This is a genomic window from [Clostridium] scindens (genome assembly GCF_019597925.1).
In the GTDB taxonomy this organism is placed as follows: Bacteria; Bacillota; Clostridia; order Lachnospirales; family Lachnospiraceae; genus Clostridium_AP.
The window spans coordinates 2,298,744-2,323,758 of record NZ_CP080442.1 but is presented as its reverse complement, the minus strand read 5'-3'; the positions used below and the strand labels follow the sequence as shown (position 1 = coordinate 2,323,758).

The window sequence follows — 25,015 nt, the reverse complement described above, 5'->3', positions numbered from 1 at the left end:
ATTTTATCTGTGTAAGAGAAGAGGAAGATAGAATGAATAAAGAAGAAGCAAGCGTAGACAGCATCCAAAAGGAGAAAGAGCGCGGCCAGAACGCATATTATTCCAGCCGGCCGAAATTGGGCGGAAGCGGCCCATCAAAACTCCGGCAGCAGTTTAGCCGGGGAATGACGTATTTTCTGGTGGTGGCCGCCAGCATCCTGTTTTATTTTGCCCTGCTTAGAGTGACGAACCTGTCCGAAGGGTTCTCAAAGATATTCCAGGTCCTTAAGCCAGTAGTCTATGGCTGCGTCATCGCCTATCTGCTGAATCCGATCGTGAAGAAGGCGGACAAGTACCTGGCCCCTGTACTGGAGAAGAAGCTAAAGACTCCGGGCAGGGCAAAGAAGACTGCCAGAGGAATCGGAATCCTGATGGCTCTGATCCTTTTGCTGGTGCTGGTGGTGACTCTTTGCAACATGCTGATTCCGGAACTTTATTCAAGCATCCGGAACCTGGTGTTCACCCTTCCGGGACAGCTCAATGATTTGGTTGATAAGCTCAACACTATAAAGATCGACGATTCTACTACCGGCACGCTTATTAAGGCCGCTATTGAAGAAGGAACGGACATGCTGCAGAAGTGGCTTAGAACGGATCTGCTGGGACGCGCCAATGAGATTATGTCCAACCTGACGGTAGGCGTGATCAATATCCTAAACGAAATATTCAATGCACTGATCGGAATCATCATTTCAGTGTACATATTGTTCAGCAAGGAGACCTTTATCCGCCAGACGAAGAAATGCGTCTATGCGATCCTGTCTCCCAGGCATGCCAATATGGTGCTGCATCTGACGACGAAAAGCAACGAGATATTCGGCGGCTTTATTATCGGAAAGATTATTGATTCCGCCATTATCGGGGTACTGTGCTTTTTCGGGCTCACCATATTGAATATGCCTTATGCCGTGCTGGTCAGCGTGATCGTAGGAGTAACGAATGTAATCCCATTCTTCGGACCGTATATCGGAGCGATTCCAAGCGCGATCCTCATTATGCTGGCGGATCCGATCAAAGGACTGTATTTTATCATATTCATTCTTTTGCTGCAGCAGTTTGACGGCAACATCCTGGGGCCGAAGATCCTGGGCAATTCGACAGGCCTGTCAGCATTCTGGGTAATCGTGGCAATCCTTCTTGGAGGAGGCCTGTTCGGATTCGTGGGAATGATCATGGGCGTGCCTACCTTTGCCGTGCTGTATTATATTGTGCAGATGATAATGAATTATCGCCTGGAGCGCAAGAAGCTGCCTGCCAACTCCAACTTCTATGATGCCATGAGTTATGTGGATGACGACGGGAAGTATTACCATTCCGAGGAGGATGGAGATGGAAACGAAGACAATAACAAAGAAAAAGGGGAATAAAGACTATGCCAATCAGAGTTCAGAATGATCTCCCGGTAAAGGAGATATTGGAAAGAGAAAATATATTTGTGATGGATGAACATCGGGCAACGCATCAGGATATACGGCCGATCAAGATCGGCCTTCTTAACCTTATGCCGCTTAAGGAAGACACGGAACTGCAGATACTGAGGTCTTTATCCAATACGCCCCTTCAGGTGGACGTATCGTTTATCACCGTATCCAGCCATGAGTCCAAGAATACGCCAACCAGCCATCTGAATAAATTCTACCAGAAGTTCAGTGAAGTAAGAGATAAGAAGTTTGACGGATTCATCATTACTGGAGCGCCGGTGGAGCAGATACCTTTCGAAGACGTGGACTATTGGCAGGAACTTAAGGAAATCATGGAGTGGAGCAAGACCCATGTGACATCTACGCTCCACCTATGCTGGGGAGCCCAGGCAGGCCTCTACTATCATTATGGAATCGATAAGGTGGCACTGGACCACAAACTGTTCGGCGTGTTCTGGCATAAGGTGATGAACCGCAAGATTCCGCTGGTTCGAGGCTTCGATGATGTATTCCTTGCCCCGCATTCCAGACATACGGATGTGCCGATGGAGAAGATTCATGCGGAACCCCGCCTGACTGTGCTGGCTGAATCAGAAGAAGCAGGGCTGTTCCTTGCAATGGCAGAAGAAGGCCGTCAGATCTTCGTTATGGGCCATCCGGAATATGACCGCGTGACTCTGGACGGGGAATATAAAAGGGATCTTAGCAAGGGCCTGCCGATCGAGATGCCCAAGAACTATTACGAGGATGACAATCCGGAGAATAAGCCGCTCCTTACGTGGCGTGCCACAGCCAACAATCTGTATACCAACTGGCTGAATTATTACGTTTACCAGATTACGCCCTATGATTTGGACGGAACGCCGTTTTAAGGGGGATTTCTAAGGGTTATAAAATTTTAGATTTTTATAAAATACCGTAAAATATCATCGTTTATCGTAAATTTGGGAGTACAATGGGGGTATAAACCAGGGATAAATAGGAGTAAAAAATAGTATCTGTCGGATTTTGAAGGAACTCTGAATTTTCAGGGTTCTTTTTTTGCGCGAATTTGAAATGTGGATAATAAAAGAAAACTCAAAAAATAAACTGAAAATTAGTAAAATTTGTTTACCACTGTTGGTAAACGAAATGACGGAAAAATTTAAAAATAATCCTTAAAAATAGTGCAAAATGGGCATATAGAGGAAAAAATAGTTGGTAAAATAGTATAAATATATAAGATAAAAATTGAAATTTAAGGCAAAATGCACAAAAATATCAAAATAAACCATTGACAAAAATGTTTTAACAATTTATAATTGGATAAAACGTTTTACCGAATATTTATGAAATATTCAAACTATTCAAGGAAGATTATTTAAGCCGAAAAGGATAATAAAAAGAAAGGAGGGACAAAGGTGAGAGTAACGATTAAAGATATAGCAAAAAAGGCAGGCGTCTCGGTGTCAAGCGTATCTTTAGTTCTTAATAATAAGAACCATCGAATACCTCCGGATACTTGCAAGAGAATATGGGACGTTGCAAATGAATTGCAGTATATGCCGAACCAGATGGCCGCAAGCCTGGTTACCCAAAAGACAAAAACTGTTGGCCTGATCATACCAGATGTAACGAACATGTTTTTTGCGGAAATCGCAAAGGGGGCAGAGGCAGAATGCCAGAGGCTGGGCTACAATCTGATACTATGCAATACCAACGACAATCCGTCAAGCGATGTGGAATACGTAAACATGCTGGTCAGCAGAGGGGTAGATGGCATTATTTTTGCGATGGCGGTCAATGCAGAAGACAACAAGGCAAAAGACTGTTTTGAGATCTTAAGCCAGTATGAAAAGCCAGTAATCCTGCTGGACCGGGTAGTGCCGCACCATGATTCTGTATATGTGATTACGGATAACGAAGTAGGAGGCTATCTGGCAACCAAGCATCTGCTGGAATTGGGGCATCGTAAGATCGGATGTATTACCGGGCCTTTGGGTGCCCAATCATCCAAGCAGAGATACTATGGATACCTGAAAGCCTTGATTGAGTATAATGTTGCTTTTAACACCGGCTATATCAAGGAGGGAGACTATCATACGAAGTCTGGATTTGCGCTGGCAAAGGAACTGTTTGAGGAAGATATCACGGCAATCTTCTCATGCAACGATCTGATGGCATATGGCATCTATCAGCAGGCAAGGCTTTGCGGCAGAAAAATACCAGAAGATTTATCGGTGGTGGGATATGATGATCTGCAGTTTTCAGAACTGATGGAAGTGCCGCTAACCACGGTACACCAGCCTGCATATAAGATGGGGCAGGATGCCTTGAATCTGATCATTCAGGCGATTTACAGTCCCAAAAAGAATTATTCCAGCATTACATTCCAGCCGGAACTGATCGTAAGAAAAAGTACGGCTAAGCCAGGCACATGAAACGGACACCGTAAAAGTTAGAGGGTTGTATGGAAAGGAAGGAGAAATATGGAGCAGGAAATACTTTTACATTTAGAACAGATAAGCAAATCGTTTCCCGGCGTAAAAGCGCTTGATCATGTAAGCATAGATATCAAGAAAGGAGAAGTCCATGCATTGGTTGGAGAGAATGGCGCTGGAAAGAGTACGCTGATGAATATCATATCCGGAAATTATAAAGCGGACGAAGGTAGCATTTTCTGGAAAGGGAAAGAAGTTCAGATAGAAAGTCAGAAAAGTGCGCAGGATCTTGGAATATCGATCGTATATCAGGAAAGAAGCCTGATCGATGGCTTGAATGTAGCAGAAAATATTTTTGCCGCGCGCCAGCCTGTCAATCGATTCAAGCTTATAGACTCTAAAAAATTAACCGCAATGACGGAACAGTTTTTAGAAACGCTTAATCTTGGAAACATCAGCGCCAAAACTTTGGTCGGGGAACTTCCTCCGGCGAAGCAGCAAATGGTAGAGATCGCAAAGGCTTTATCGCAGGATCCACAGCTTCTTCTGCTGGATGAGCCGACTGCGACGATTACAGAAACAGAGAAGGAATTATTGTTCTCGCTCATAAAGGAACTCACTGGCAAGGGCGTATCCATCATATACATATCGCATATGCTGACAGAAGTGTTCGAGGTGGCAGACAGGATTACCGTAATGCGGGATGGAAAGTGCCAGGGAACAACAAATGCCAGCGATATTAATATCGACGAGATTATCCGGATGATGGTTGGAAGGAAGCTGGAAAAACACGAGTTCGAGTCGACAGTCAGGGATGAAGTGGTTCTGGATGTCAAATCTCTTAGAGGAAGTCGGTTTCACAATATTAATTTCTCATTGAGAAAAGGAGAGATACTTTCTCTCGTCGGCCTCGCCGGAGCAGGCAGGACAGAAGTTGCAATGGCAATATTCGGGGCAGATAAAAGCTGTACAGGGGAGATATATGTGGAAGGAAAGAAAGTGCAGATTGGATCCCCGCTTGAAGCCATAAAAAATGGTATCGGATACTTGCCGGAGGATCGCAAGCTGCAGGGACTATTTCTGGAAATGAGCATTGAGGAGAATGTCGTGTCCGGCAACCTAAAAAGAATCATAAAAAGGCGATTCATCGATAAGCGAAGAATATCCGCTATCGCGGAAGAATATAAGGAAAAACTGCATATTGCAGCGCCATCTATAAAAGGAAGGGTTATTAATCTGAGTGGTGGAAACCAGCAGAAGGTAGTAATAGCGAAATGGCTGCTTGTGAATCCAAAGATATTGATTGTAGATGAGCCGACACGGGGCGTGGACGTAGGGGCGAAGCAGGAGATCTATGAGATTTTGAGGAAATTGGCGAGCGATGGAACTGCAATATTAATGATTTCATCCGAACTTCCGGAAGCCATGCTCTTAAGCGATAGAATGCTGGTTATGTGGAATGGGGAAGTGACAGGAGAATTGCGGTGTGGAAAGGGACATGCAGTTGAGGAAGAAGAAATCATGAGGTATGCCTCAGGATTGTAAAGAGATAGTTTTGTGGAGGGTTAGACATGAGTAAAAAAGGAATTGCAGTCAAGTTATTGAAAGAACGGACGATGTCGCTGGGAATCACGGTTGTTGTTATTTGTATCGCGTCGGCGATTATTTGGCCCATAAGTTTTGCGACCTTTGACAATATTTCCAGGATTCTGCTGGGAGTCGCGACAAATACAATAGTAGCAATAGGAATGATGCTTCTTTTGATTTCCGGAGATTTTGATCTTTCAGTCGGATCCGTGATGGCGTTATCCGGCGGCGTTGCTGCAAAGTTAATGGTAGAGGTAAATGCGAATTTCCTCCTTGCGACGCTTGCGGGGCTCATATGCGCGGTGCTGGTCGGCCTGACAAATGCGCTGCTGATAACGAAAGTAGGAATTAATGGAATGGTTCAGACATTAGCTATGATGGGAATTGTCAGAGGGCTGACGCTTATCACTGTTGACAGAGGGATCATGGGATTCCCAGAAGCCTTTAATGCGATCGGGCAGGGAAAATTTCTAGGCCTGCGCCTGCCAATCTGGTATATGATCGTGATCGCGGTATTACTCGGGGTGCTAAGCTCGAAAACCGTATTTTTTAAACGATATTATTACATAGGCGGCAACCCCAAAGCGGCGTTCTTATCAGGAATTAACGTAAAGAAAATGAAGATTATAGGTTTTGTGCTTTGCGCTTTTTTGTCCGGACTGGCCGGAATTATTCTTACATCCAGAATGGGAGCGGCCAATTTGACGGCTGGCCAGGGAATTGAGATGACGGCTATAACGGCTGCAATATTGGGTGGAGCAAGCATGCAGGGAGGAAAAGGGACGGTGCTGGGAGCAGTGCTGGGCAGTGTTTTTATGGGACTCGTGAATAACATCATGATTATTGCAAGAGTCACGGTGTTCTGGCAGGATATTGTCCTTGGAATCATTCTGATTCTGGCGGTCAGCCTGGATTCCTTTGTAAACCGTAAGTCAGCGTAACGTACGGGCTGGCTTTCGCCAGGCGAGGCGAGAATAAATCTGGGAAAGGGGGATCGGGAATTGGCGATTTTCCGTACGAAGGATAAAGAAACAAAAAGTATTTAAGATGAAAAGGAGAAAAGGTATGAGGAAAGAAAAAGCGTTAAGAAGCGTAATGGCAATGTTGTTAGCATTATGCCTGTGTCTGGCTGCACTTGCCGGGTGCGAGCAAAAAGGAGGAGATGCGCAGGATGCATCAGACAAAAAGACGGAGGAAAAAGCGGATTCGAATGAAGAATATGTTCTTGTAAGCGTACAGACGACGATGCCGCTCTTTATGGATCACGAGTATAAGGCATTTGAAGCATGGGGGAAGGCAAGAGGCGTGAAGACTTCCATCGTTGGGCCTACGGAATGGGATGTGGCAGAACAGGTAACCTCATTGGAGCAGGTAATCGCAAGCAAGCCGGCCGGCATCCTTTGCAACGGATCTGACCCGCAGATCGCGGTGGCTGTTAATTCCGCCGTCAAGGCAGGTATTCCGATTATAACATTTGATGGAGAAGTGCCAGGAGCAGAGCCGCTTGGACATATCGGCTCAGACTGGTACGAAGTTGGCGTAGCGCAGGCACGATCAATGGCAGAATTGATTGGAGAAAAGGGCGAAGTTGCGATGATCGGCGTAGTAGGGCTTCAGAATCAGTCACAAGGATTCCAAGGGTTTACAGATACGATGGAAAAAGAATATCCAGATATTAAGATCGTAGGCACATTTACGGATAATGCAACCGTAGAAGGCGCAGCAGAGGCAACGAATAATATTATGAGCGCATACCCGGATATCGCTGGCATTGCCGGATTTGCATCCGTATCTGGACCTGGAATCGGCCAGGCGGTCAAAGAGGCTGATAAGGTAGGCAAGATTAAGATTACGTGCGTAGACGGCCAGCCAGAGCACTTGGATTTAGTAAAGCCTGACGTGATTTCAAAGCTTATCGTACAGAAAAGAGAACTGTTTGGATGGCTCGGCGGACAATATCTATATGATTACGTACATAATAACATCCCTCTGACGAAGGATGATAAGCAGGCAGGCGTTACATGCATCCCAAGAAATACCAATACAGGCTATATTGAAGTAACCAAAGATAACGTGGATCTGTTTATTGAAAATTACGACAAGTAGTGTAGCAAAGGAGAGATTATTATGATTTATGGCGACATTATTCATCCCGAAATACTTAAGGCGCTGTCAGAGGCAGGACATGGCACGAATATCGTAATTGCGGATGGAAATTTTCCGGCGGATATAGGCGTTCCGGATACGGCGAAAAAAGTATTCTTAAATCTTGCACCAGATAAAATGAAAGTTACGGATGTGCTAAAAGAGATCGTTAAGGCGGTCAATATCGAATCGGCCGCTGCGCCAGTCATGGATACGATGGAAGATGCGCCTGTCTTTCCGGAGTACAGGGAAATACTTCCAGAAGGCATGGAGATTAAAAAATTAAAGAGATGGGACTTCCGCGCGGAATGCATGAAGCCAGAAACAGGACTTTTAATCCAGACTGGGGATTTGCGCCTTTACTGCTGTATCATTCTTACGGTCGGAGTAAGGACAAAATAAAGGAGGCTTATTGAATACTCTTTTACTTTTTGCCAATGACAGCGGAGGGAATTTCTCTCCACTGTCATAAAAACAAAAAGGAGCTGCAAATATGAAAAAAATAGCAATAATCGGAAGCATTAATATGGATATTGTCTCGAGCGTAATGCAATTTCCAGAGCCGGGGGAAACGGTGAAAGGGCTGGAATTTCGTACTTGTCCCGGAGGAAAAGGGGCAAATCAGGCGGTGGCTGCCAAAAGGCTGGGCGCGGATGTCGTCATGTTCGGTAAAGTCGGGGATGATATTTACGGAAAGCAGGCATTACAAGTACTGGAAAACTCCGGCGTAGATATAAGGCATGTCGAGACGTGCCAAGGCGTTAACACAGGGATTGCAGTCATACACGTCAATAAAGAAGGCGAAAACTATATTGTTATCCAAGAAGGGGCCAATAAGCATGTCGACATTGATTATATAAAAAAGATCCAGCCGTTCCTGGATACATGCGGCCTGGTGCTGCTGCAGCTGGAGATCCCGATGGAAACCGTAAAGAGGGCCGCGCAATACTGTGCCGAACAAGGGATTGAAGTCATTCTAGATCCGGCGCCCGCCGCACCATGCGATGGCCAGTTGCTGCGATGTATTGACTTTATTACGCCGAATGAAGGAGAACTGAAAAAAATAGCCTGTGAAGACGATATGGAAAAAGGGGCAAGGAAACTGTTAGACGCCGGCGTAAAGAATGTCATTAAGAAGGCAGGGGCGAAAGGATGTTATTTTATAAATAGAGATCGAATGGATTATATCGCAGGGTTTAAGGTAAAGGCGGCAGATACTACCGGCGCCGGGGATTCTTTTAACGCAGGCTTTGCAGTGGCTCGTGCGAAAGGATATGAGGACAGGAAAGCATTGGAATACGCAAATGCGGTGGGAGCCCTTGCAGTAACTAAAATGGGGGCGCAGGACTCGATGCCAACGCATAAAGAAGTTGAATTATTCATGAATGATTTAAAGAGAGGTCGTGGGATATGAAATATTCTTGCTGTATTGAACTATTGTTCACAGAGTATGAGTTTGTAGAAAGAATTTATAAGGCCAAAGAGGCAGGGTTTGACTGTATTGAATTCTGGTGCTGGCAGGACAAAGATATTGACGGCATTAAGAAGGCGTTAAATGAGACAGGCATGGAACTGGCAATTATGCAGGGAAATATAGAAGGGCGCATGGTAGACGCAAATGATTTCTACATCTATATGGAGGGAGTCAGAGAATCCGTAAAAACAGCGCAATATCTGGGCGCCAAGAATTTATTCCTTATGTCGGATATTATGAAAGAAGACCGCTCGGTACTTGAGACGGACTACGTAATTACAAAAGAAGAGAAGATGGAGGCAACGCTTGAGATATTAAAAGCGCTTGTACCAATTGCGGAAGAAAGCGGAATTACATTTGTAATAGAGCCGCTGAATACGCTTGTAGATCACAGAGGGTATTCGTTGTGCCACAGCAGGGACGGGGCGGAACTGATACGAAGCGTCGGCCATCCGAAGATCCGGTTGCTGTATGATGCTTATCATATGCAGATTATGGAAGGAAATATCATATCTACGATCCGGGAACTGAAAGACACATTTGGATATTTCCATATTGCGGATGTGCCCGGAAGATGTCAGCCAGGCACTGGGGAACTTAATTATCCTGTAATTATTAAGGAATTAAAGGAAAGCGGATACGATAAGTACATAGGATTCGAATTTGCGGCGTCAGGGATAGAGAGCATGGAAGCCTGCACAAGAACGCTGGCAGACTTGAAGTAGAAAGCAGGAGGGAGAATATGGATACGGAGAACAGATTGCACTTGTATAAAGAGATGTTAAGAATTAGGCGTTTTGAGGAGACGGTCAGGGATTTGTCGATGGCCGGAAGAATTCCGGGATTTTTCCACTTGTATGTAGGGGAAGAAGCAATTGCCGTCGGCATCTGTGCCAATTTGCATAAGGATGATTATATCACAAGCACGCACCGGGGACATGGCCATCTACTGGCTAAAGGCGCGGATATGAATCGGGCAATGGCAGAACTTTTTGCGAGGGAGACGGGATATAACAAGGCAAGAGGCGGTTCCATGCATATCGCGGCACCTGAGGTTGGAATGCTGGGCGCCAATGGAATTGTAGGAGCAGGAATCCCTATAGCGACTGGCGCGGCATTTGCATCAAGATATAAAGAGGATGGAAAGGTCGTAGTCTCATTCTTTGGAGATGCGGCGTCAAGCCAGGGAACATTTCACGAAGCCATCAATATCGGCGCGTCGTTCAATCTGCCGGTGGTGTATGTTTGTGAGAATAATCTTTACGGAGTGAGCACTTATCAAGGAAAGGTGCGTAAAGTGGCAGATATCGCCGATCGGGCAAAAGCATATGGCATAGAGGGAGTGATTGTAGATGGAAATGACGTTGAAGCGGTCAAGAAAGCTGGAGAAGAAGCCATAGCAAAAGCGCGAGAAGGCGGAGGGCCGACTCTGATAGAATGCAAGACCTATCGGCATTATACTCATTTTGTAGGCGAGCCGGATAACTACAGGCCTAAAGAAGAGGTTCTGGAATGGATGGAAAAAGATCCACTAAAAGTATATGGAGAACGGCTGATCGGACAGGGCATGGCAACAAAAGAGAAGCTGGATGACATTTTAAACGAGGTAAATGAAGAGGTCGCGGCTGCTGTCGCTTATGCTGAAAACAGCCCGAAAGCAAGTCCGGATACCGTATTTGACGATGTATATGCAAATTAGCCGGAGAGCAAAGGAGGTAAGATTATGAGTTACATGTCGTATTCAAAAGCACTGGGACTAGCAATAGCGGAGGAAATGAGGCGTGATGAGAATGTATTCTGCCTGGGACTGGATCTTCAGTACTATGGAGGCGCATTTGGCGTTACCACTGGCCTGTGCGAAGAGTTTGGCGAAAAACGCATTGTAAATATGCCAATTGCGGAGGCTGGATATACGGGAGTTGCTGTCGGAGCAGCGGCAACAGGCTTAAGGCCCATTGTGGAACTGCAATTCGGGGACTGGGTAACGATTGCATCCGATCAACTGGTGAATCAAGCCGCAAATATGAGATATATGTCAGGAGGCGCGCTTTCGGTTCCTATGGTTATGAGGCTCCCCTGCGGAGGATTCGGGGCAGCCGCGGCGCAGCATTCCCATATGTTTGAGAGCTGGTTTGCCTTCGTGGCTGGATTAAAAGTCATGTGTCCATCGACACCGCAAGATGCGAAGGGGATGCTAAAGGCCGCAATCCGATCGGATGATCCCGTTATTTTTTTGGAACACCGGCAATGTTATGAGAAAAAGGGAGAAGTTACGGATGACCCGGAATTTATCGTCCCATTGGGAAGCGCGGACGTCAAGCGTACAGGAAAGGATATTACGATCGTAACCTATTCCTATATGGTTCATTTTGCGCTTGAGGCTGCCGAAATACTTTCAGAAGAAGGAATCGATGTTGAAGTAGTCGACCTAAGAAGCATCAAGCCAATGGATAAAGAGACGGTCCTGAATTCTGTGAAGAAGACGAACCGAGTGCTATGCCTGCAGGAAACATGGCTAACTTGCGGCGTTGCCGGGGAAGTAGCGGCAATCATAGCGGATGAGGCTTTCGATTATCTTGATGCGCCCGTAAAGAGGCTGGGAAGTCCCGATTGTCCCGCGCCTTTTAGCCCTGATCTTGAGAGCTTTGTGCTGCCAAGCGTGGAAGGAATCGTGAAAGCCGTACGGGAAATGTTCTAAATGCTGTACACGAAAAAAGGAGAAGTGATCATATGGCAGTATCGATAAATATGCCCAAATTAGGATTGCAGATGCATAGCGGGCTTATAACGGAGTGGTATGTAAAAGAAGGAGATAAAGTTGAAATAGGAATGCCGGTATTTGCGATTGAGACGGATAAGCTTGTAACGGATGTAGAGGCCACTGCGACGGGAATCGTGCTGAAAATTGTGGCCCAGGCGGGGGAAGAGATAGAGATTACCAAGCCTTGCTGCTATGTCGGGGAAGAAGGAGAGGCCTTGCGTCTGGAAGAAACGCAAAGCCCAGCGCCGGTAAAGATTTCTGAGAAGCCGCCAGTATCTATAACGCCGCTGGCCAAGAAAATGGCCAAAGAATATAACGTGGATTATACAAATATAAAAGGCAGCGGCGCAGGAGGAAGGATACAAAAGGAAGATATTCTGGCCTTTCTTGATGAAAGGAAAAGTGAGCCGGAAATCGAATGTATAGAGAAGCGAAAGCCGGAGGTGGCGGAATATAGGCCAGTCTCCGCTATGCGCAAGACCATTGGAAAAAGGCTGGCAGAGAGCAAGAGAGAGATTCCGCATGTGTATTTCCAGAACGAGGTGGATGCAACACAATTGCTCCATGCGAAAAAAATTTTTTCTGATAGGGCCCTGCTAAAGAATGGCAATAAACTCACAATCAACCATTTCATACTAAAGTGTACGGCTTTTGTCCTGGCAGAATTCAGGGACATCAATGCTCGTCTGTCTGATGATAGGATCGCATATTTTCCACACGTAAATCTGGGAATGGCGGTAAGCGTTCAAAATGGCTTGCTGGTGCCTGTCATCCGGAATGCAGAAGAAAAGAGCCTTTTAGAAATATCAAAGGAGGCATTCGAACTTGCAAAGAAGGCGAGGGACGGAAAATTGATGCCTGAAGAGTACGAGGATGGCACGTTTACCGTGAGTAATCTGGGGGCGGCAGGGATCGATGGATTTCAGGCTATCATCAATCCGCCGGAGGCAGGCATACTGGCAATCGGAGCGATTAAAGAAAAGCCAGCTGTAATTGACGGGCAGATCGTCATACGGCCGATGATGACTCTGACAGGGTCCTTCGATCATCGGCTGATTGATGGAGAGACGGCTGCAAAATTCATGGCCCGAATCAGCGAGGTGCTGGAAGAGGTTGCCTGGCTGGCTCTTTAATCAACTTAAAAAAGAGGGAGAACAATGAAAAAAGGAAGTTTGTTAAATAAGGAAATTTCCAGCGTCATTGCAGGCATGGGACATACGGACATGCTTACGATTGGCGACTGCGGACTGCCAGTTCCTGAGAATGTAAGAAGGATTGACCTGGCGTTAAAAAAAGGCGTTCCAACATTTGAGGATACCCTCAAAGTCGTACTGGAAGAACTGTGCGTGGAAAAAGTCATCATTGCCAGCGAGATAAAAGCGAAAAATGCCGATTTATATGGCACGCTTAAGAACGTGTTTGCCGATATTGAGATAGAGGAGATTCCCCATGAAGAATTCAAAGAGAAGACAAAATTGAGCAAAGCGGTGATCAGGACGGGGGAATATAGACCCTATGCCAACATTATCTTGCAGTCCGGCGTTACGTTTTAGAAAGGGTGAAAGACATGAGAGCTGCGGTATTTGAAGGAGAAGGAAAATTAGTATTAAAAGATGTAAAAAAGCCGGTCATAGAAAGAGCGGACCAGATTATCGGTGAAATTGAAGTGTGCTCTATCTGCGGAACCGATGTGCATATGACCAATGTGCCGCCGGGATATCCGGCAACACCGGGAACCATACTGGGACATGAACTGGTGGCAAAGGTCGTAGAAGTGGGAGAAGGCGTTACAGCCTTTAAAGAGGGAGACAGATTTGTGGTAAACCCCAATGAATATTGCGGTAACTGCGTCTATTGCAGGAAAAACCTTCCAAACGAATGTCAGAACATACAGGCAATGGGAATTGATGTGGACGGCGGATTCGCGGAATACGTAAGGGTTGCCGAAAAAATGGCGTTTAAGATCCCGGAAGACATGCCCGCGCATATCGCTGCATTTGCGGAGCCTCTGGCATGCGTCATCTATGCATCCAGAAAAATAAATGTCAATCCAGGAGAAAGCGTTGCTATCATTGGAGCGGGACCGATAGGCATGTTATTTATACAGCTGATGAAGGCTTCCGGGGCTTATCCGATCATCTCTGTGGAGCCAAATGCCGTGCGGCGCGAATATGCCCTGAAATGCGGGGCGGATTATGCGATTGATCCGATAGCGGAGGATGCGCAGGCATTTATCATGGATCAGACAGGCCTTGGCGCAGATTATGCGATTGATGTGGTAGGATCGCAGATGATGGCTGCGATCCACGCGATCAGAAAAGGCGGGGCAGTCCTACTGTTTGGAAACAACGCAGCTGCGATTCCCGCGGTCATACAAAGCCAGATTACTTATAAAGAAGCCAGAGTTCTTGGAACTTGGCTAGCAAATGCGTCTTTTGATCACGCAATAAAGATATTGGCAAGCGGAGTGCTGAAACTGGACTTCCTGGTGACGCATACACTGCCGTTGGAAGAGATCCATGAGGCGATCGACATATTAAGGCGCGGGGAAGGTGTAGAAGTCTTGGTAGATCCAAGGATAAGAGCGTGATCAGATGTAGGAGGAAGGTTATGAAAATTATAGTAATCGGCGGCGGTCCAGGGGGATATGTGGCTGCGATCCGGGCAGCCCAGCTAGGCGGAGAGGTCACTCTGATAGAAAGAAACCTTTTGGGCGGCACCTGCCTGAATGAAGGGTGTATTCCTACCAAGGCGATCCTGCATGTCTCTGAACTGCTGGAGCAGATACGAGATGGAAGCCAATGGGGGGTAAGAGTGGACGCGCCCTATATAGAGTGGAAGCAAGTGCAGGAAAAGAAGAAAAAAATAGTAAAGCAGCTTACCTCTGGCGTCGCCGGGCTTTTGAGAGCCAATAAAGTAAAGGTGATTTCTGGAACAGCAGCATTTGTGGATGCACGGACGCTGGAGGTAAGAGTTCCGAACGGGAAAGCCAAGCGGATCAAAGGGGATAAGATTATCGTGGCAGCAGGATCTGTACCGGCTATACCGCCGATCAGCGGAATAAAAGATACTCCTGCATGCATGGACTCTACGGAGGCGCTTGCGCTTTCGGAAGTTCCCGGGAGTCTTCTGGTTATTGGAGGCGGGGTGGTCGGGATGGAACTAGCAGCGGCTTACCACGCCTTGGGCAGCCGAGTCACTGTGATTGAGTCTATGACCAGATTGCTTCCAATGATAGATGGAGAATTGAGCAGCCTTTATCAATCCATCATACAAAAAAAGGGGATCGAGGTATATACGAATACCCGGGCAAAATCAATAGAGCAAATGGGGGATGGCGCCTGCGTATCCGTAGAAAAAACCGATGGAGATGCCCAGTTTATTGTTGATAAGGTCTTAATTGCGACAGGCCGCCGTGCCAATACGACAGGATTGAACCTGGATGCAGCAGGAATCCTTCATGACCATGGACGCATTGTGGCGAATAGCAAAATGGAGACAAGCGTGCCTGGAATCTATGTGGCAGGCGACTGCCTGGGACAGGTAATGCTGGCACATACAGCATCCAGGCAAGGCGAGATCGCGGCAGAAAACGCCATGGGGAAGAATTCCCGCTATGAAGGAAGAACGAGTCCTTCTTGTATATACACGATGCCAGAAACTGCAAGCGTAGGATTGACGGAAGAAGAGGCAGTTCAAGAAAACATACCAATCAATATCTCGCGCTTCCCCTTAGCAGCAAACGGGAAGGCATTGATTATGGGCGGAGAAGAAGGTATGATAAAATTAATATTTGGAAAAGAATTTGGCGAGATATTGGGCGCGCATATAATAGGACCAAGAGCAACGGATATGATCGGCGAACTGGCACTGGCGATTGGTCTGGAAGTGACGGCGGATGAACTGATTACCACCATCCATGCGCACCCTACTTTATCGGAAGCAATACGGGAGTGCGCTATGGGAGCCCAGAATAGAGCAATTCACATTATGAACCGATAAGTATTTTGTTTAATTGTGAAAATTGCGTCAATAGTATCACAGTGTGAAAAATAAAACAAATATTGACAGAATATTTCCTCGTGAGTATAATGAAATCAAATTAAATCAAGCAATTAAAAGTAAGTGATTTGAACGATGCTTAGGGGAAAGGATGACAGGGAGATATAAGATCCAGGGAGGGATGGTTATATTTCCCTGTTTTTTTATCCTTCCAGATATTGGGGCAGAGATCAGAGGAAAAGGAGGAAAATGAATGGAATTAAAGACTCCGCTGTATGATGCGCATGTAAAGGCCGGAGGCAAGATGGTGCCTTTTGGGGGATATATTCTTCCTGTACAATATCCAACAGGCGTAATCAAAGAGCATATGGCAGTCCGCACACAGGCAGGACTGTTTGATGTATCCCATATGGGAGAGATTCTGTGCGAGGGAGAGGATGCGCTGGCGAATCTCCAGATGATCCTGACCAACAATTTTGATAATATGAAAGATGGCCAGGCAAGGTATAGCCCGATGTGCAATGAGAAGGGCGGAACCGTGGATGATCTGATTGTATATAAGAAGGCAGACAATCAATATTTTATCGTAGTAAACGCAGCCAATAAGGATAAGGACTATCAATGGATGCTTGCGCATCAGCTTGGTAAGGCGACATTTAAGGACGTATCCGACCAGTATGCGCAGCTTGCGCTTCAGGGACCTAAGGCAATGGAAATCCTTAGGAAGATCGCAGAAGAAGAGGACATACCAAAGAAATACTATCATGCGGTGTTCGAGGGGAAAGTGGCCGGTATCCCGTGCATTATTTCAAAGACCGGGTATACCGGGGAGGATGGCGTGGAATTATATCTGGATGCCGGCCTTGCCGAAAAATTGTGGGATATCCTGCTTGAGGCAGGTAAGGAAGAGGGCCTGATTCCCTGCGGCCTTGGCGCCAGAGATACGCTTCGCATGGAGGCGGCGATGCCGCTTTATGGACATGAGATGGATGACGAGGTAACCCCTCTGGAGACCGGGCTTGGATTTGCCGTAAAGATGGCAAAAGAAGACTTTATCGGCAGAGATGCGCTGATTGCCAGGGGAGAGCCAAAGAGAAAACGGATCGGACTTAAAGTAACCGGACGGGGAATCATAAGGGAGCATCAGGACGTATACGTAGATGGAAAGGTCATCGGACATACCACGTCAGGAACCCACTGCCCATTCCTTGGCTATCCCATTGGGATGGCGCTTGTGGATGCCGCATATACAGAAGAGGGAGCCAAGGTGGAAGTAGAAGTCCGTGGACGGATGGTTGAGGCTTTGGTGGTAGCATTACCATTTTATAAAAGAAGCAAATAAGTAAAGAAAAGATGAAAGGAGACGATTGTCATGGAATTAATGGAAGGATTGCTATATTCGAAATCACATGAGTGGGTAAAGGAGGAAGGAGATGCCGTTGTAATCGGCCTTACGGATTATGCCCAGTCAGAATTGGGAGATCTGGTATTCGTAAATCTTCCGGAACAGGGAGATGAGGTCACTGTCGGAGAGGCATTTGCAGATGTGGAGTCTGTCAAGGCAGTCTCGGATGTGTATTCACCGGTATCAGGAACCGTATGCGAGGTCAATGAGGAACTTCTGGATACGCCGGAAGCCATTAACGAGACGCCTTATGACGCATGGCTTATCAAGGTGGGAGAAATCACGGAGAAAGAAGAACTTCTGACTGCCGCGGAATATGAGAAGTTTGTAGACAGCGAGCAAGAGTAAGAAGAAAGGCGGTGCGAGGCCATGGGAAGATATGTCCCGAATACAGAACAAGAGCAACTGAAAATGTTAGAAGAGATTGGTTTTCAGGCCAAGGAGGATTTGTTCGGACACATTCCTGAGGAAGTAAAGGTGAAGGGAAGTCTTGCAATACCGAAGGGGATGTCCGAATTAGAAGTACGCAGGAAGATGCAGAAGATTGCGGGAAAGAATCAGGTGTTTGGGACAATTTTCCGAGGAGCAGGAGCATACAGGCACTTTATACCTTCCATTGTAAAGAGCGTGATCTCCAAGGAGAACCTGCTTACGGCCTATACGCCATATCAGGCAGAGATTAGCCAGGGCATCCTGCAGTCCATTTTTGAGTATCAGACAATGATCTGCCAGCTGACTGGAATGGATGCATCCAACGCTTCCGTCTATGACGGAGCGACAGCGGCGGCTGAAGCCGTTGCCATGTGCAGGGAGAGAAAAAGAAAGAAGGCTTTCATATCCTCCACCGTGCACCCGGATGTCTTAAGCACGGTCAGGACCTACTGCTTTGGAAATGAGATGGAACTTGTGGTGATTCCGGAAAAAGACGGGATCACGGATGTGAAGTTCCTGGAAGAGAATATCGATGACCAGACGGCATGCGTCTATATCCAGCATCCCAATTATTATGGAAGCCTGGAGCCGGCGGAAGAAATCGGCAAGACCGTCCATGACGCAGGGGCAAGATATATCATGGGGGTAAATCCCATATCTCTTGGAATTATGAAGACGCCCAGAGAGTATGGGGCGGACGTGGCCGTTGGGGAAGGACAGCCTATGGGACTATCCATCGCATTCGGAGGCCCGTATCTTGGATTTATGGCATGTATCGAAGGCATGACCAGGAAACTGCCGGGCAGGATCGTCGGGCAGACCACGGACAGAAATAAAAAGATCGGATATGTGCTGACGCTTCAGGCAAGAGAGCAGCATATTCGGAGGGAAAAAGCATCCAGCAATGTCTGCTCCAACCAGGCGCTATGCGCGCTGGCTGTAGGCGTATATCTGGCAGCCATGGGAGCAGGCGGGCTTCACAATGCCGCCGTCCAGTGTACTTCCAAAGCCCACTATATGGCGGAAGAACTAAAGAAGATTGGCTACCAGACTGAGAATAAGGCGGAATTCTTCCATGAATTCGTCACCGTATCCCAGACTTCGTCAGACAGGGCGCTAAAGGCATTGGAAGAAAAAGGGATCCTGGGAGGATATCCGCTGGATGACAGAAGAATCCTATGGTGCTGTACAGAGATGAACAGTAAAGAAGAGATTGATGAAACGATCCGCATCTTAAAGGAGGTGTAGTGCATGTTGATATTTGAAAAAAGCAGGCCAGGCAGGGAACTATCCCTTCTGCCGCCATGCGACGTTGACGAAGTGCTTCCTGAGGAAAAGGATAGAAGAGGACTTGCATTGCCTCTGCCAGAGATGTCGGAGACCCAGTTAAGCCGCCATTACACGGAACTGGCCAAGAAGACCCATGGCGTGAATGACGGATTCTATCCGCTTGGTTCCTGTACTATGAAGTATAACCCGAAAATCAATGAGGATATGGCGGCTCTGCCGGGATTTACAGAGATTCATCCGCTCCAGCCCGCACATACGGTACAGGGATGCATGGAGGTCATGAAGCTGGCAGAAAAATACCTGTGCGAGATCACGGGAATGAGCCGTATGACATTCCAGCCAGCTGCCGGCGCCCATGGAGAATTTACAGGGCTTCTGCTGATGAAGGCATACCATGTAAGCAGAGGAGATACGAAGCGTACGAAGATCATCGTACCGGATTCCGCCCATGGCACGAATCCGGCCAGCGCGGCCATGGCAGGCTATTCCGTGGTCAGCATTCCATCAAGCGAGGATGGGTGCGTGGACATTGAAAAACTGAAGGAGGCAGCAGGGGATGACATTGCAGGACTGATGCTGACGAACCCCAATACGGTAGGGCTTTTTGACAAGAATATACTGGAGATTACCCGTATCGTGCATGATTGCGGCGGGCTGTGCTACTATGACGGCGCTAATCTGAACGCGGTTATGGGAGTCGTGCGTCCGGGAGATATGGGATTCGATGTGATCCATCTGAATCTGCACAAGACATTTTCTACGCCTCACGGAGGAGGAGGCCCGGGAAGCGGACCGGTGGGCTGCAAGGAGAACCTGGCTGAATTCCTTCCATCCGTACTGGTAGAAGGCGATCAGGAATTGACCTTTGTAAAGCCGGAAAACAGCATTGGAGCAGTAAAGAACTTCTATGGAAACTTCCTGGTAGTGGTAAGGGCATTGACCTATATCCTGACCCTTGGCAGGGAAGGCTTGCTGGAAGCCAGTCAGAATGCGGTCCTCAACGCGAATTATATGATGCATAAGTTAAAGGATCTTTATACGATAGCATGTGATGAAGTGTGCATGCATGAGTTCGTCATGAGCCTGGCGGATTTGAAGAAGCAGACGGGAGTTTCGGCCATGGATATTGCCAAAGGACTTCTGGATCATGGGATTCATCCGCCGACCATGTATTTTCCTCTCATCGTGGAGGAGGCGCTGATGGTAGAGCCGACGGAAACCGAGTCCAAAGAGACGCTGGATGAAGCGATAGAGGTCTTCCGGGAATTGTATGAACTGGCAGGGAAGGATCCGGAGAGCCTGCATGAAGCGCCGGTGACAACTCCGGTGACAAGGCTGGACGAGGTAGGCGCTGCAAGGCATCCGGTACTTAGATACCGGCCGGAAGAATCAGGAACTTAAAGGAGACTGGACATGGAACAGAAATTTGACTTGATCGTCATCGGAGCAGGGCCGGGAGGATATGTGGCGGCCATCAAGGCGGCGAAAGCAGGATTGCAGGTGGCGGTGGTGGAAGAAGATGCAGTAGGAGGCACCTGCCTGAATCGAGGGTGCATTCCGGCAAAAGCCCTGATACATGCTTCTTCGCTATACCGTCAGGCATTGGATGGCGAGAAATACGGAATTCTGGCGAAAGAGGTGAATTACGACTACGCCAAAGTTCTTGCCTATAAAGAGGAAACTACGGAACAGTTATGCCAGGGAGTGGAGCAGCTTCTGAAAGGCAACACAGTGACCTTGCTGTATGGGAAAGGAAGGCTTGAGAAAGACCGTACAGTGACGGTTGCATCCGAGGAAGGGATTCGTACGTTTGAGGCTGGGAATGTGATTCTGGCAGCAGGATCAAAGCCCATGCTTCTTCCCCTTCCGGGGATGGATCTTAAAGGAGTGCTGACAAGCAACGAGTTATTGCAGTTAAAGGAAGCGCCCAAGAGCCTTGCCATCATCGGCGGAGGCGTAATCAGCGTAGAATTTGCCACAGCATTTGCGGCTTTTGGCACCCGCGTGACCATTGTGGAGGCTATGCCAAGGCTGGTGCCGGGGATGGATAAAGAGATCTCTCAAAATCTGAAGATGATTCTAAAGAAAAGAGGGGTGGATATCCATACCTCGGCAGCAGTCCAGGAAATAGCAGAGAAGGACGGACTCTATGCCTGCCGCTTCCTTGAAAAAGAGAAAGAGACAGAAGTTGTGGCCCAGTACGTGCTATGTGCAGTTGGCAGGCGTCCGAATACGGACGGGCTGTTTGGAGAAGGCGTTTCTCTAATGATGGAACGCGGACGTATCGTAGTGGATGAACGGATGCAGACCAGTATGGATGGCGTGTATGCTATCGGGGATCTGGTAAAAGGCATGCAGCTTGCGCATCTGGCAAGCGCCCAGGGAATCTATGTAGCGGAAGGACTGTCAGGAAGAACACCGACGGTCAGGCTGGATATCGTGCCGGGCTGTGTATATACGGATCCGGAGATCGCTTCCGTTGGAATGACGGAAGAAGAAGCCAACGAAAGCGGCATCGAGATCAAGACGGGGAAATTCATTATGGGCGCCAACGGGAAATCCCTGATAACTAAGGAGGAGCGCGGATTTATCAAGGTGATCGTGGAGGCCGGATCAGAGATAGTACTGGGCGCGCAGATGATGTGCGCGAGGGCCACGGACATGATCGGGGAATTCGGGACAGCCGTAGCAAATAAGATGACGGCAGGACAGCTTCTGATTGCAATGAGAGCCCATCCGACTTATAATGAAGGCGTTGCGGAAGCGTTGGAAGCCGCGACAGGCGAAGCGGTGCACGTGATGCCAAGAAAAAAGCGGTGATGAATCCGCTGCCAAAGGAGGAAATGACAACATGATGCTAGAAAAGAAGACGACAGAATTCCTGGAGGTGTTATCTTCCGCCGAGCCGGTGCCGGGCGGCGGAGGAGCCTCGGCAGCAGTAGGCGCGTTTGCCTCGGCACTTGGAATGATGGTTGTGAATCTGACGGTTGGCAAGAAGAAGTATGCGGATGTAGAGGAGGAAATCCAGTCCGTAAGGAGTCAGTTAAAAGTACTGCAAGACAAACTGATTGACCTTACAGACAAGGATGCCGAAGCATTCGCGCCCCTGTCGGCAGCCTATGGGCTTCCGAAGGATACGGAGGAACAAAAGGCCGCAAAAGCCAGAATTATGGAAGGCGCGCTGTATGATGCCAGCGTGGTTCCTATCGAGATTATGGAGACGGTGCTGGAGGTGATGCGGCTTCTTAAGATCCTGGGAGAGAAGGGGAGCCGCATCGCGGTCAGTGACGTGGGCGTAGGAGTACTATTTGCCCAGGCAGCGCTGGAAGGAGCCTCCCTCAATGTGTTTATCAATACGAAATTGATGAAAGACCGGGGGCGGGCAGAGAAACTGAACCAGAAGACGGAATCTATGATTGCGGAAGGCAGGGAATGGAAGGAAATCATCTATCGGGACGTCCTTGGCCATATCCAGTAGACAGGAGGAATCTTATATGAGCATATTGATGAAAGGCGCTGACGTGGCCAAGACCATGAAGGAAGACTTGACAGGCGAGGCACGCAGGCTGAAAGACAGAGGAATCCTTCCCAGCCTGACAATCGTAAGGGTTGGGGCAAGGCCAGATGATCTTGCCTATGAGCGGGGAGCCAGAAAGCGGATGGAGATGATCGGGATCGAGTGCAAGGTAGTAGAATTGCCCGAAACGATTACCCAGGCTGAATTTGAAAAGACCTTTTTCAAGATAAACGAGGATCCGAAGGTACATGGGATCCTCCTGTTCCGTCCCCTGCCGGGGCATCTGGATGAAGGGCCCGTGGTATCGCGGATCAATCCGCTAAAAGATGTGGACTGCATGTGTCCCGTAAATATTGCAAAAGTATTTTCCGGGGATGAGACAGGCCATGCGCCATGCACGCCGGAGGCAGTCATGGAAATGCTGGATTATTATAAAATTGATCCGAAAGGCAAGAAGGTGACCGTGATTGGAAGAAGTATGGTGGTAGGCAAGCCGCTATCCATGATGCTTCTTAAGAGGCATGCCACGGTCACAATCTGCCATACCCGCACCAAAGATCTTACTGCTACCTGCAGGGAGGCAGAGATCCTGGTGGCAGCAGCCGGAAAAGCGAGGATGGTCACTGCGGATATGGTAGGAGATGGAGCAGTGGTAGTCGATGTAGGCATCAATGTAGACGACAAAGGCAATCTGTGCGGCGACGTGGATTTTGAAGCGGCAGAGCCAGCGACATCCTACATCAGCCCGGTGCCAAGAGGCGTTGGAAGCGTCACTTCCTCCGTGCTGGCAAAACATGTGCTTAAAGCGGCGGAATATCTGTCTTTGGAAAGATGATGTTCTGGGATAGGAAATGAGGGATTAGATGATTACGGTATTTAACAGGGAAAACGTCTATATAGGATTTGATCTGCAGGAATTCAACCGGATACGAGAGATCCTGGTGGCAAATCAGATTGATTATGCCCAGAAGGTGAACAATCATGCCGGTTCATGGGCTTTAGAAGGAACGAGCCGGGGACGTACCGGAAGTTTCGGACAGAATAAAGACTACCAGTACGAATATGAAGTATATGTGCATAAAGAGGACTATAAAAAGGCGAAATATCTCATCCGTAAATAAATTAAGGCAATCGAGAGATTGCCGATTCCTCTTAATTATGTTATAGTATGAAATATACTTATAACCTAATAGGGGAGTCCGCTTCGCGGACGACAGACAAGGAGGCAGGAACAGATGAAAAGCATATACGCTTCCAAAGTCCTAAAGCAAGTCATTTGGAGAGATTTTACCGTCCATTTTAAAAGCAGCACCTCAAAGGCTTCCTACCAGACGGATATTGATGAAGCTATGGATTATTTTCATAAAGACTTTCTGGAAATCAATGGAGAGGATGCAGGGGTATATTTCCGTTGGCTTAAGGAACGTGTGGCCAGGGGAGAGATCCTTCCTGGAACCATGGCAAAAAAGTTCCGCGAACTTCATTCTTTTGCGGCGTATATCTGCGAGAATAAGGAGCGGTATCAGGTAGATGAGGGCTACCAGGATGATTATTATCCGTACCTTAAGATGGTGGCAAAGCAGGAGAAATTTGTAAAAAATATCCCTCCTTCCCACATCGACCGGCTACTTGAGGCCGCCAAGGAAGATCTGATAGCGTACTGTATTATTGTGCTGATGTATCGGGCGGGGCTAGGCTCCACGGAAATCACAGGGCTTAAGCCGGAGGATATAGGCATCTATGGGGACGGAATTTATGCATCGGTAGCCGGCCGGAGGGACCTATGCTATATCCCGGAAGACGCATTTCAGATTCTTGAGAAGTATTTGGCAGAAAGAAAAGACAACCCGTATCTTTTTTATAATAGTAGAGGGAATCCGCTCAATACCATGTATATCAGCAGAATGATGAAAAAATATTCCAAGAAAGCAGGCATACCTTCTTACAGTGCGCAGAGCATCCGGAACAGTTGCGGATGTACTCTGTTTGCATACGAGGCTTCCTCGGAACAAGTGGCCCGCCAGATGGGGACAACGAGAATCCAGATTAAAAGATATCAGAACATTTCTTATAAGGAAGCATTACAAAGAGAAGCGGGCAGGCTGGTAAAACTAAAGATAGAGCCCCCATAAGAAATAGAGGAGTGCTGGTACCACATATTGTGGACGGGCAGTAGAAACGATTCAAAAAACACAATTTGTGAAAGTTGCATAACGGGCACTCAGGCAGGATAAAAGCCTGAGTGCCTGTTCTATTTCTGCAGGTTTCTGAAAGCACCTTAAATTGTGAGAAAAAAGTGTTAGTTATTTAATTAACGAATTGAAAAATGAAGAATAATCTTTATTATTTCGTCATTATGACCAATTGAATGTCAATTTTATAACGATAGTTGCTATTTTCTACAAATTCATGTACAATGTTTTTAGGTGATACAGAGGGCGGTTTAGATATGCCGCCGCCATTTGTTTTTATCGTAGTACTATTTTTAACATGAAGTGCATATTAAAAAGCAAAGGAAAGAG

The 25,015-nt window shown here is 47.4% G+C and carries 24 protein-coding genes; all 24 read left to right on the top strand.

The window, feature by feature from the left end; all coding sequences use genetic code 11:
* Positions 1 to 32: 32 nt before the first annotated feature.
* The gene (locus K0036_RS11190) at positions 33 to 1,406 is read left to right on the top strand and encodes an AI-2E family transporter (RefSeq protein WP_025643235.1); all 1,374 of its coding nucleotides are present in this window, start codon (positions 33 to 35) and stop codon (positions 1,404 to 1,406) included.
* A 5-nt stretch (positions 1,407 to 1,411) separates the two neighbouring features.
* Positions 1,412 to 2,332, top strand: coding sequence for a homoserine O-acetyltransferase MetA (gene metA, locus K0036_RS11185; RefSeq protein ID WP_220429749.1), 921 nt, complete (start codon positions 1,412 to 1,414; stop codon positions 2,330 to 2,332).
* 528 nt (positions 2,333 to 2,860) lie between these two features.
* Positions 2,861 to 3,880 carry a LacI family DNA-binding transcriptional regulator gene (locus tag K0036_RS11180; RefSeq protein WP_220429748.1) on the top strand — a complete coding sequence of 340 codons (1,020 nt, stop codon included), beginning with the start codon at positions 2,861 to 2,863 and terminating at the stop codon, positions 3,878 to 3,880.
* A gap of 48 nt (positions 3,881 to 3,928) precedes the next feature.
* Positions 3,929 to 5,425 carry a sugar ABC transporter ATP-binding protein gene (locus tag K0036_RS11175; protein ID WP_025643238.1) on the top strand — a complete coding sequence of 499 codons (1,497 nt, stop codon included), beginning with the start codon at positions 3,929 to 3,931 and terminating at the stop codon, positions 5,423 to 5,425.
* A 26-nt stretch (positions 5,426 to 5,451) separates the two neighbouring features.
* Complete coding sequence (locus K0036_RS11170) at positions 5,452 to 6,408, top strand: ABC transporter permease (RefSeq protein WP_220429747.1); 957 nt, start codon at positions 5,452 to 5,454, stop codon at positions 6,406 to 6,408.
* A 124-nt stretch (positions 6,409 to 6,532) separates the two neighbouring features.
* The gene (locus K0036_RS11165; protein WP_220429746.1) at positions 6,533 to 7,573 is read left to right on the top strand and encodes a substrate-binding domain-containing protein; all 1,041 of its coding nucleotides are present in this window, start codon (positions 6,533 to 6,535) and stop codon (positions 7,571 to 7,573) included.
* A gap of 21 nt (positions 7,574 to 7,594) precedes the next feature.
* Positions 7,595 to 8,014, top strand: coding sequence for an RbsD/FucU family protein (locus K0036_RS11160; protein WP_025643241.1), 420 nt, complete (start codon positions 7,595 to 7,597; stop codon positions 8,012 to 8,014).
* A 91-nt stretch (positions 8,015 to 8,105) separates the two neighbouring features.
* Positions 8,106 to 9,026: a ribokinase gene (rbsK, locus tag K0036_RS11155; RefSeq protein ID WP_220429745.1), complete on the top strand. Its 921-nt coding sequence runs from the start codon at positions 8,106 to 8,108 to the stop codon at positions 9,024 to 9,026.
* The gene (locus K0036_RS11150) at positions 9,023 to 9,811 is read left to right on the top strand and encodes a hydroxypyruvate isomerase family protein (protein ID WP_220429744.1); all 789 of its coding nucleotides are present in this window, start codon (positions 9,023 to 9,025) and stop codon (positions 9,809 to 9,811) included. Before rbsK ends, K0036_RS11150 begins: the two co-directional genes overlap by 4 nt.
* 17 nt (positions 9,812 to 9,828) lie before the next feature.
* Positions 9,829 to 10,785, top strand: a complete 957-nt coding sequence (locus K0036_RS11145; protein WP_220429743.1) for a thiamine pyrophosphate-dependent dehydrogenase E1 component subunit alpha — start codon at positions 9,829 to 9,831, stop codon at positions 10,783 to 10,785.
* 24 nt (positions 10,786 to 10,809) lie between these two features.
* Entirely contained in the window at positions 10,810 to 11,784 is a 975-nt protein-coding gene (locus K0036_RS11140) for an alpha-ketoacid dehydrogenase subunit beta (RefSeq protein WP_310593058.1), read from the top strand.
* A gap of 32 nt (positions 11,785 to 11,816) precedes the next feature.
* Positions 11,817 to 12,980, top strand: a complete 1,164-nt coding sequence (locus K0036_RS11135; protein ID WP_220429742.1) for a dihydrolipoamide acetyltransferase family protein — start codon at positions 11,817 to 11,819, stop codon at positions 12,978 to 12,980.
* Positions 12,981 to 13,004: 24 nt separating this feature from the next.
* Positions 13,005 to 13,400: a D-ribose pyranase gene (rbsD, locus tag K0036_RS11130; RefSeq protein ID WP_025643247.1), complete on the top strand. Its 396-nt coding sequence runs from the start codon at positions 13,005 to 13,007 to the stop codon at positions 13,398 to 13,400.
* Positions 13,401 to 13,414: 14 nt separating this feature from the next.
* A complete protein-coding gene (locus K0036_RS11125; RefSeq protein ID WP_025643248.1) occupies positions 13,415 to 14,437 on the top strand; it encodes a zinc-dependent alcohol dehydrogenase in 1,023 nt (340 codons plus the stop codon).
* A 20-nt stretch (positions 14,438 to 14,457) separates the two neighbouring features.
* Positions 14,458 to 15,849, top strand: a complete 1,392-nt coding sequence (lpdA, locus tag K0036_RS11120) for a dihydrolipoyl dehydrogenase (protein ID WP_220429741.1) — start codon at positions 14,458 to 14,460, stop codon at positions 15,847 to 15,849.
* Between the two features lie 253 nt (positions 15,850 to 16,102).
* On the top strand, positions 16,103 to 17,191 hold the full coding sequence (gene gcvT, locus K0036_RS11115; RefSeq protein WP_220429740.1) for a glycine cleavage system aminomethyltransferase GcvT: 1,089 nt from the start codon (positions 16,103 to 16,105) through the stop codon (positions 17,189 to 17,191).
* A gap of 30 nt (positions 17,192 to 17,221) precedes the next feature.
* Complete coding sequence (gene gcvH / locus K0036_RS11110) at positions 17,222 to 17,602, top strand: glycine cleavage system protein GcvH (protein ID WP_025643251.1); 381 nt, start codon at positions 17,222 to 17,224, stop codon at positions 17,600 to 17,602.
* Positions 17,603 to 17,623: 21 nt separating this feature from the next.
* On the top strand, positions 17,624 to 18,934 hold the full coding sequence (gene gcvPA / locus K0036_RS11105; protein ID WP_220429739.1) for an aminomethyl-transferring glycine dehydrogenase subunit GcvPA: 1,311 nt from the start codon (positions 17,624 to 17,626) through the stop codon (positions 18,932 to 18,934).
* Positions 18,935 to 18,937: 3 nt separating this feature from the next.
* Positions 18,938 to 20,377, top strand: a complete 1,440-nt coding sequence (gene gcvPB, locus K0036_RS11100) for an aminomethyl-transferring glycine dehydrogenase subunit GcvPB (protein ID WP_220429738.1) — start codon at positions 18,938 to 18,940, stop codon at positions 20,375 to 20,377.
* 12 nt (positions 20,378 to 20,389) lie between these two features.
* Positions 20,390 to 21,796: a dihydrolipoyl dehydrogenase gene (gene lpdA, locus K0036_RS11095; RefSeq protein ID WP_220429737.1), complete on the top strand. Its 1,407-nt coding sequence runs from the start codon at positions 20,390 to 20,392 to the stop codon at positions 21,794 to 21,796.
* Positions 21,797 to 21,830: 34 nt separating this feature from the next.
* Positions 21,831 to 22,454: a cyclodeaminase/cyclohydrolase family protein gene (locus K0036_RS11090; protein WP_220431301.1), complete on the top strand. Its 624-nt coding sequence runs from the start codon at positions 21,831 to 21,833 to the stop codon at positions 22,452 to 22,454.
* A 16-nt stretch (positions 22,455 to 22,470) separates the two neighbouring features.
* Positions 22,471 to 23,328 (top strand): bifunctional 5,10-methylenetetrahydrofolate dehydrogenase/5,10-methenyltetrahydrofolate cyclohydrolase, encoded by an 858-nt coding sequence (locus K0036_RS11085; protein ID WP_220429736.1) that lies wholly within the window; start codon positions 22,471 to 22,473, stop codon positions 23,326 to 23,328.
* 28 nt (positions 23,329 to 23,356) lie between these two features.
* A complete protein-coding gene (locus K0036_RS11080) occupies positions 23,357 to 23,614 on the top strand; it encodes a hypothetical protein (protein ID WP_025643256.1) in 258 nt (85 codons plus the stop codon).
* Between the two features lie 114 nt (positions 23,615 to 23,728).
* Positions 23,729 to 24,625 carry a tyrosine-type recombinase/integrase gene (locus K0036_RS11075; RefSeq protein WP_173694554.1) on the top strand — a complete coding sequence of 299 codons (897 nt, stop codon included), beginning with the start codon at positions 23,729 to 23,731 and terminating at the stop codon, positions 24,623 to 24,625.
* Positions 24,626 to 25,015: the final 390 nt, after the last annotated feature.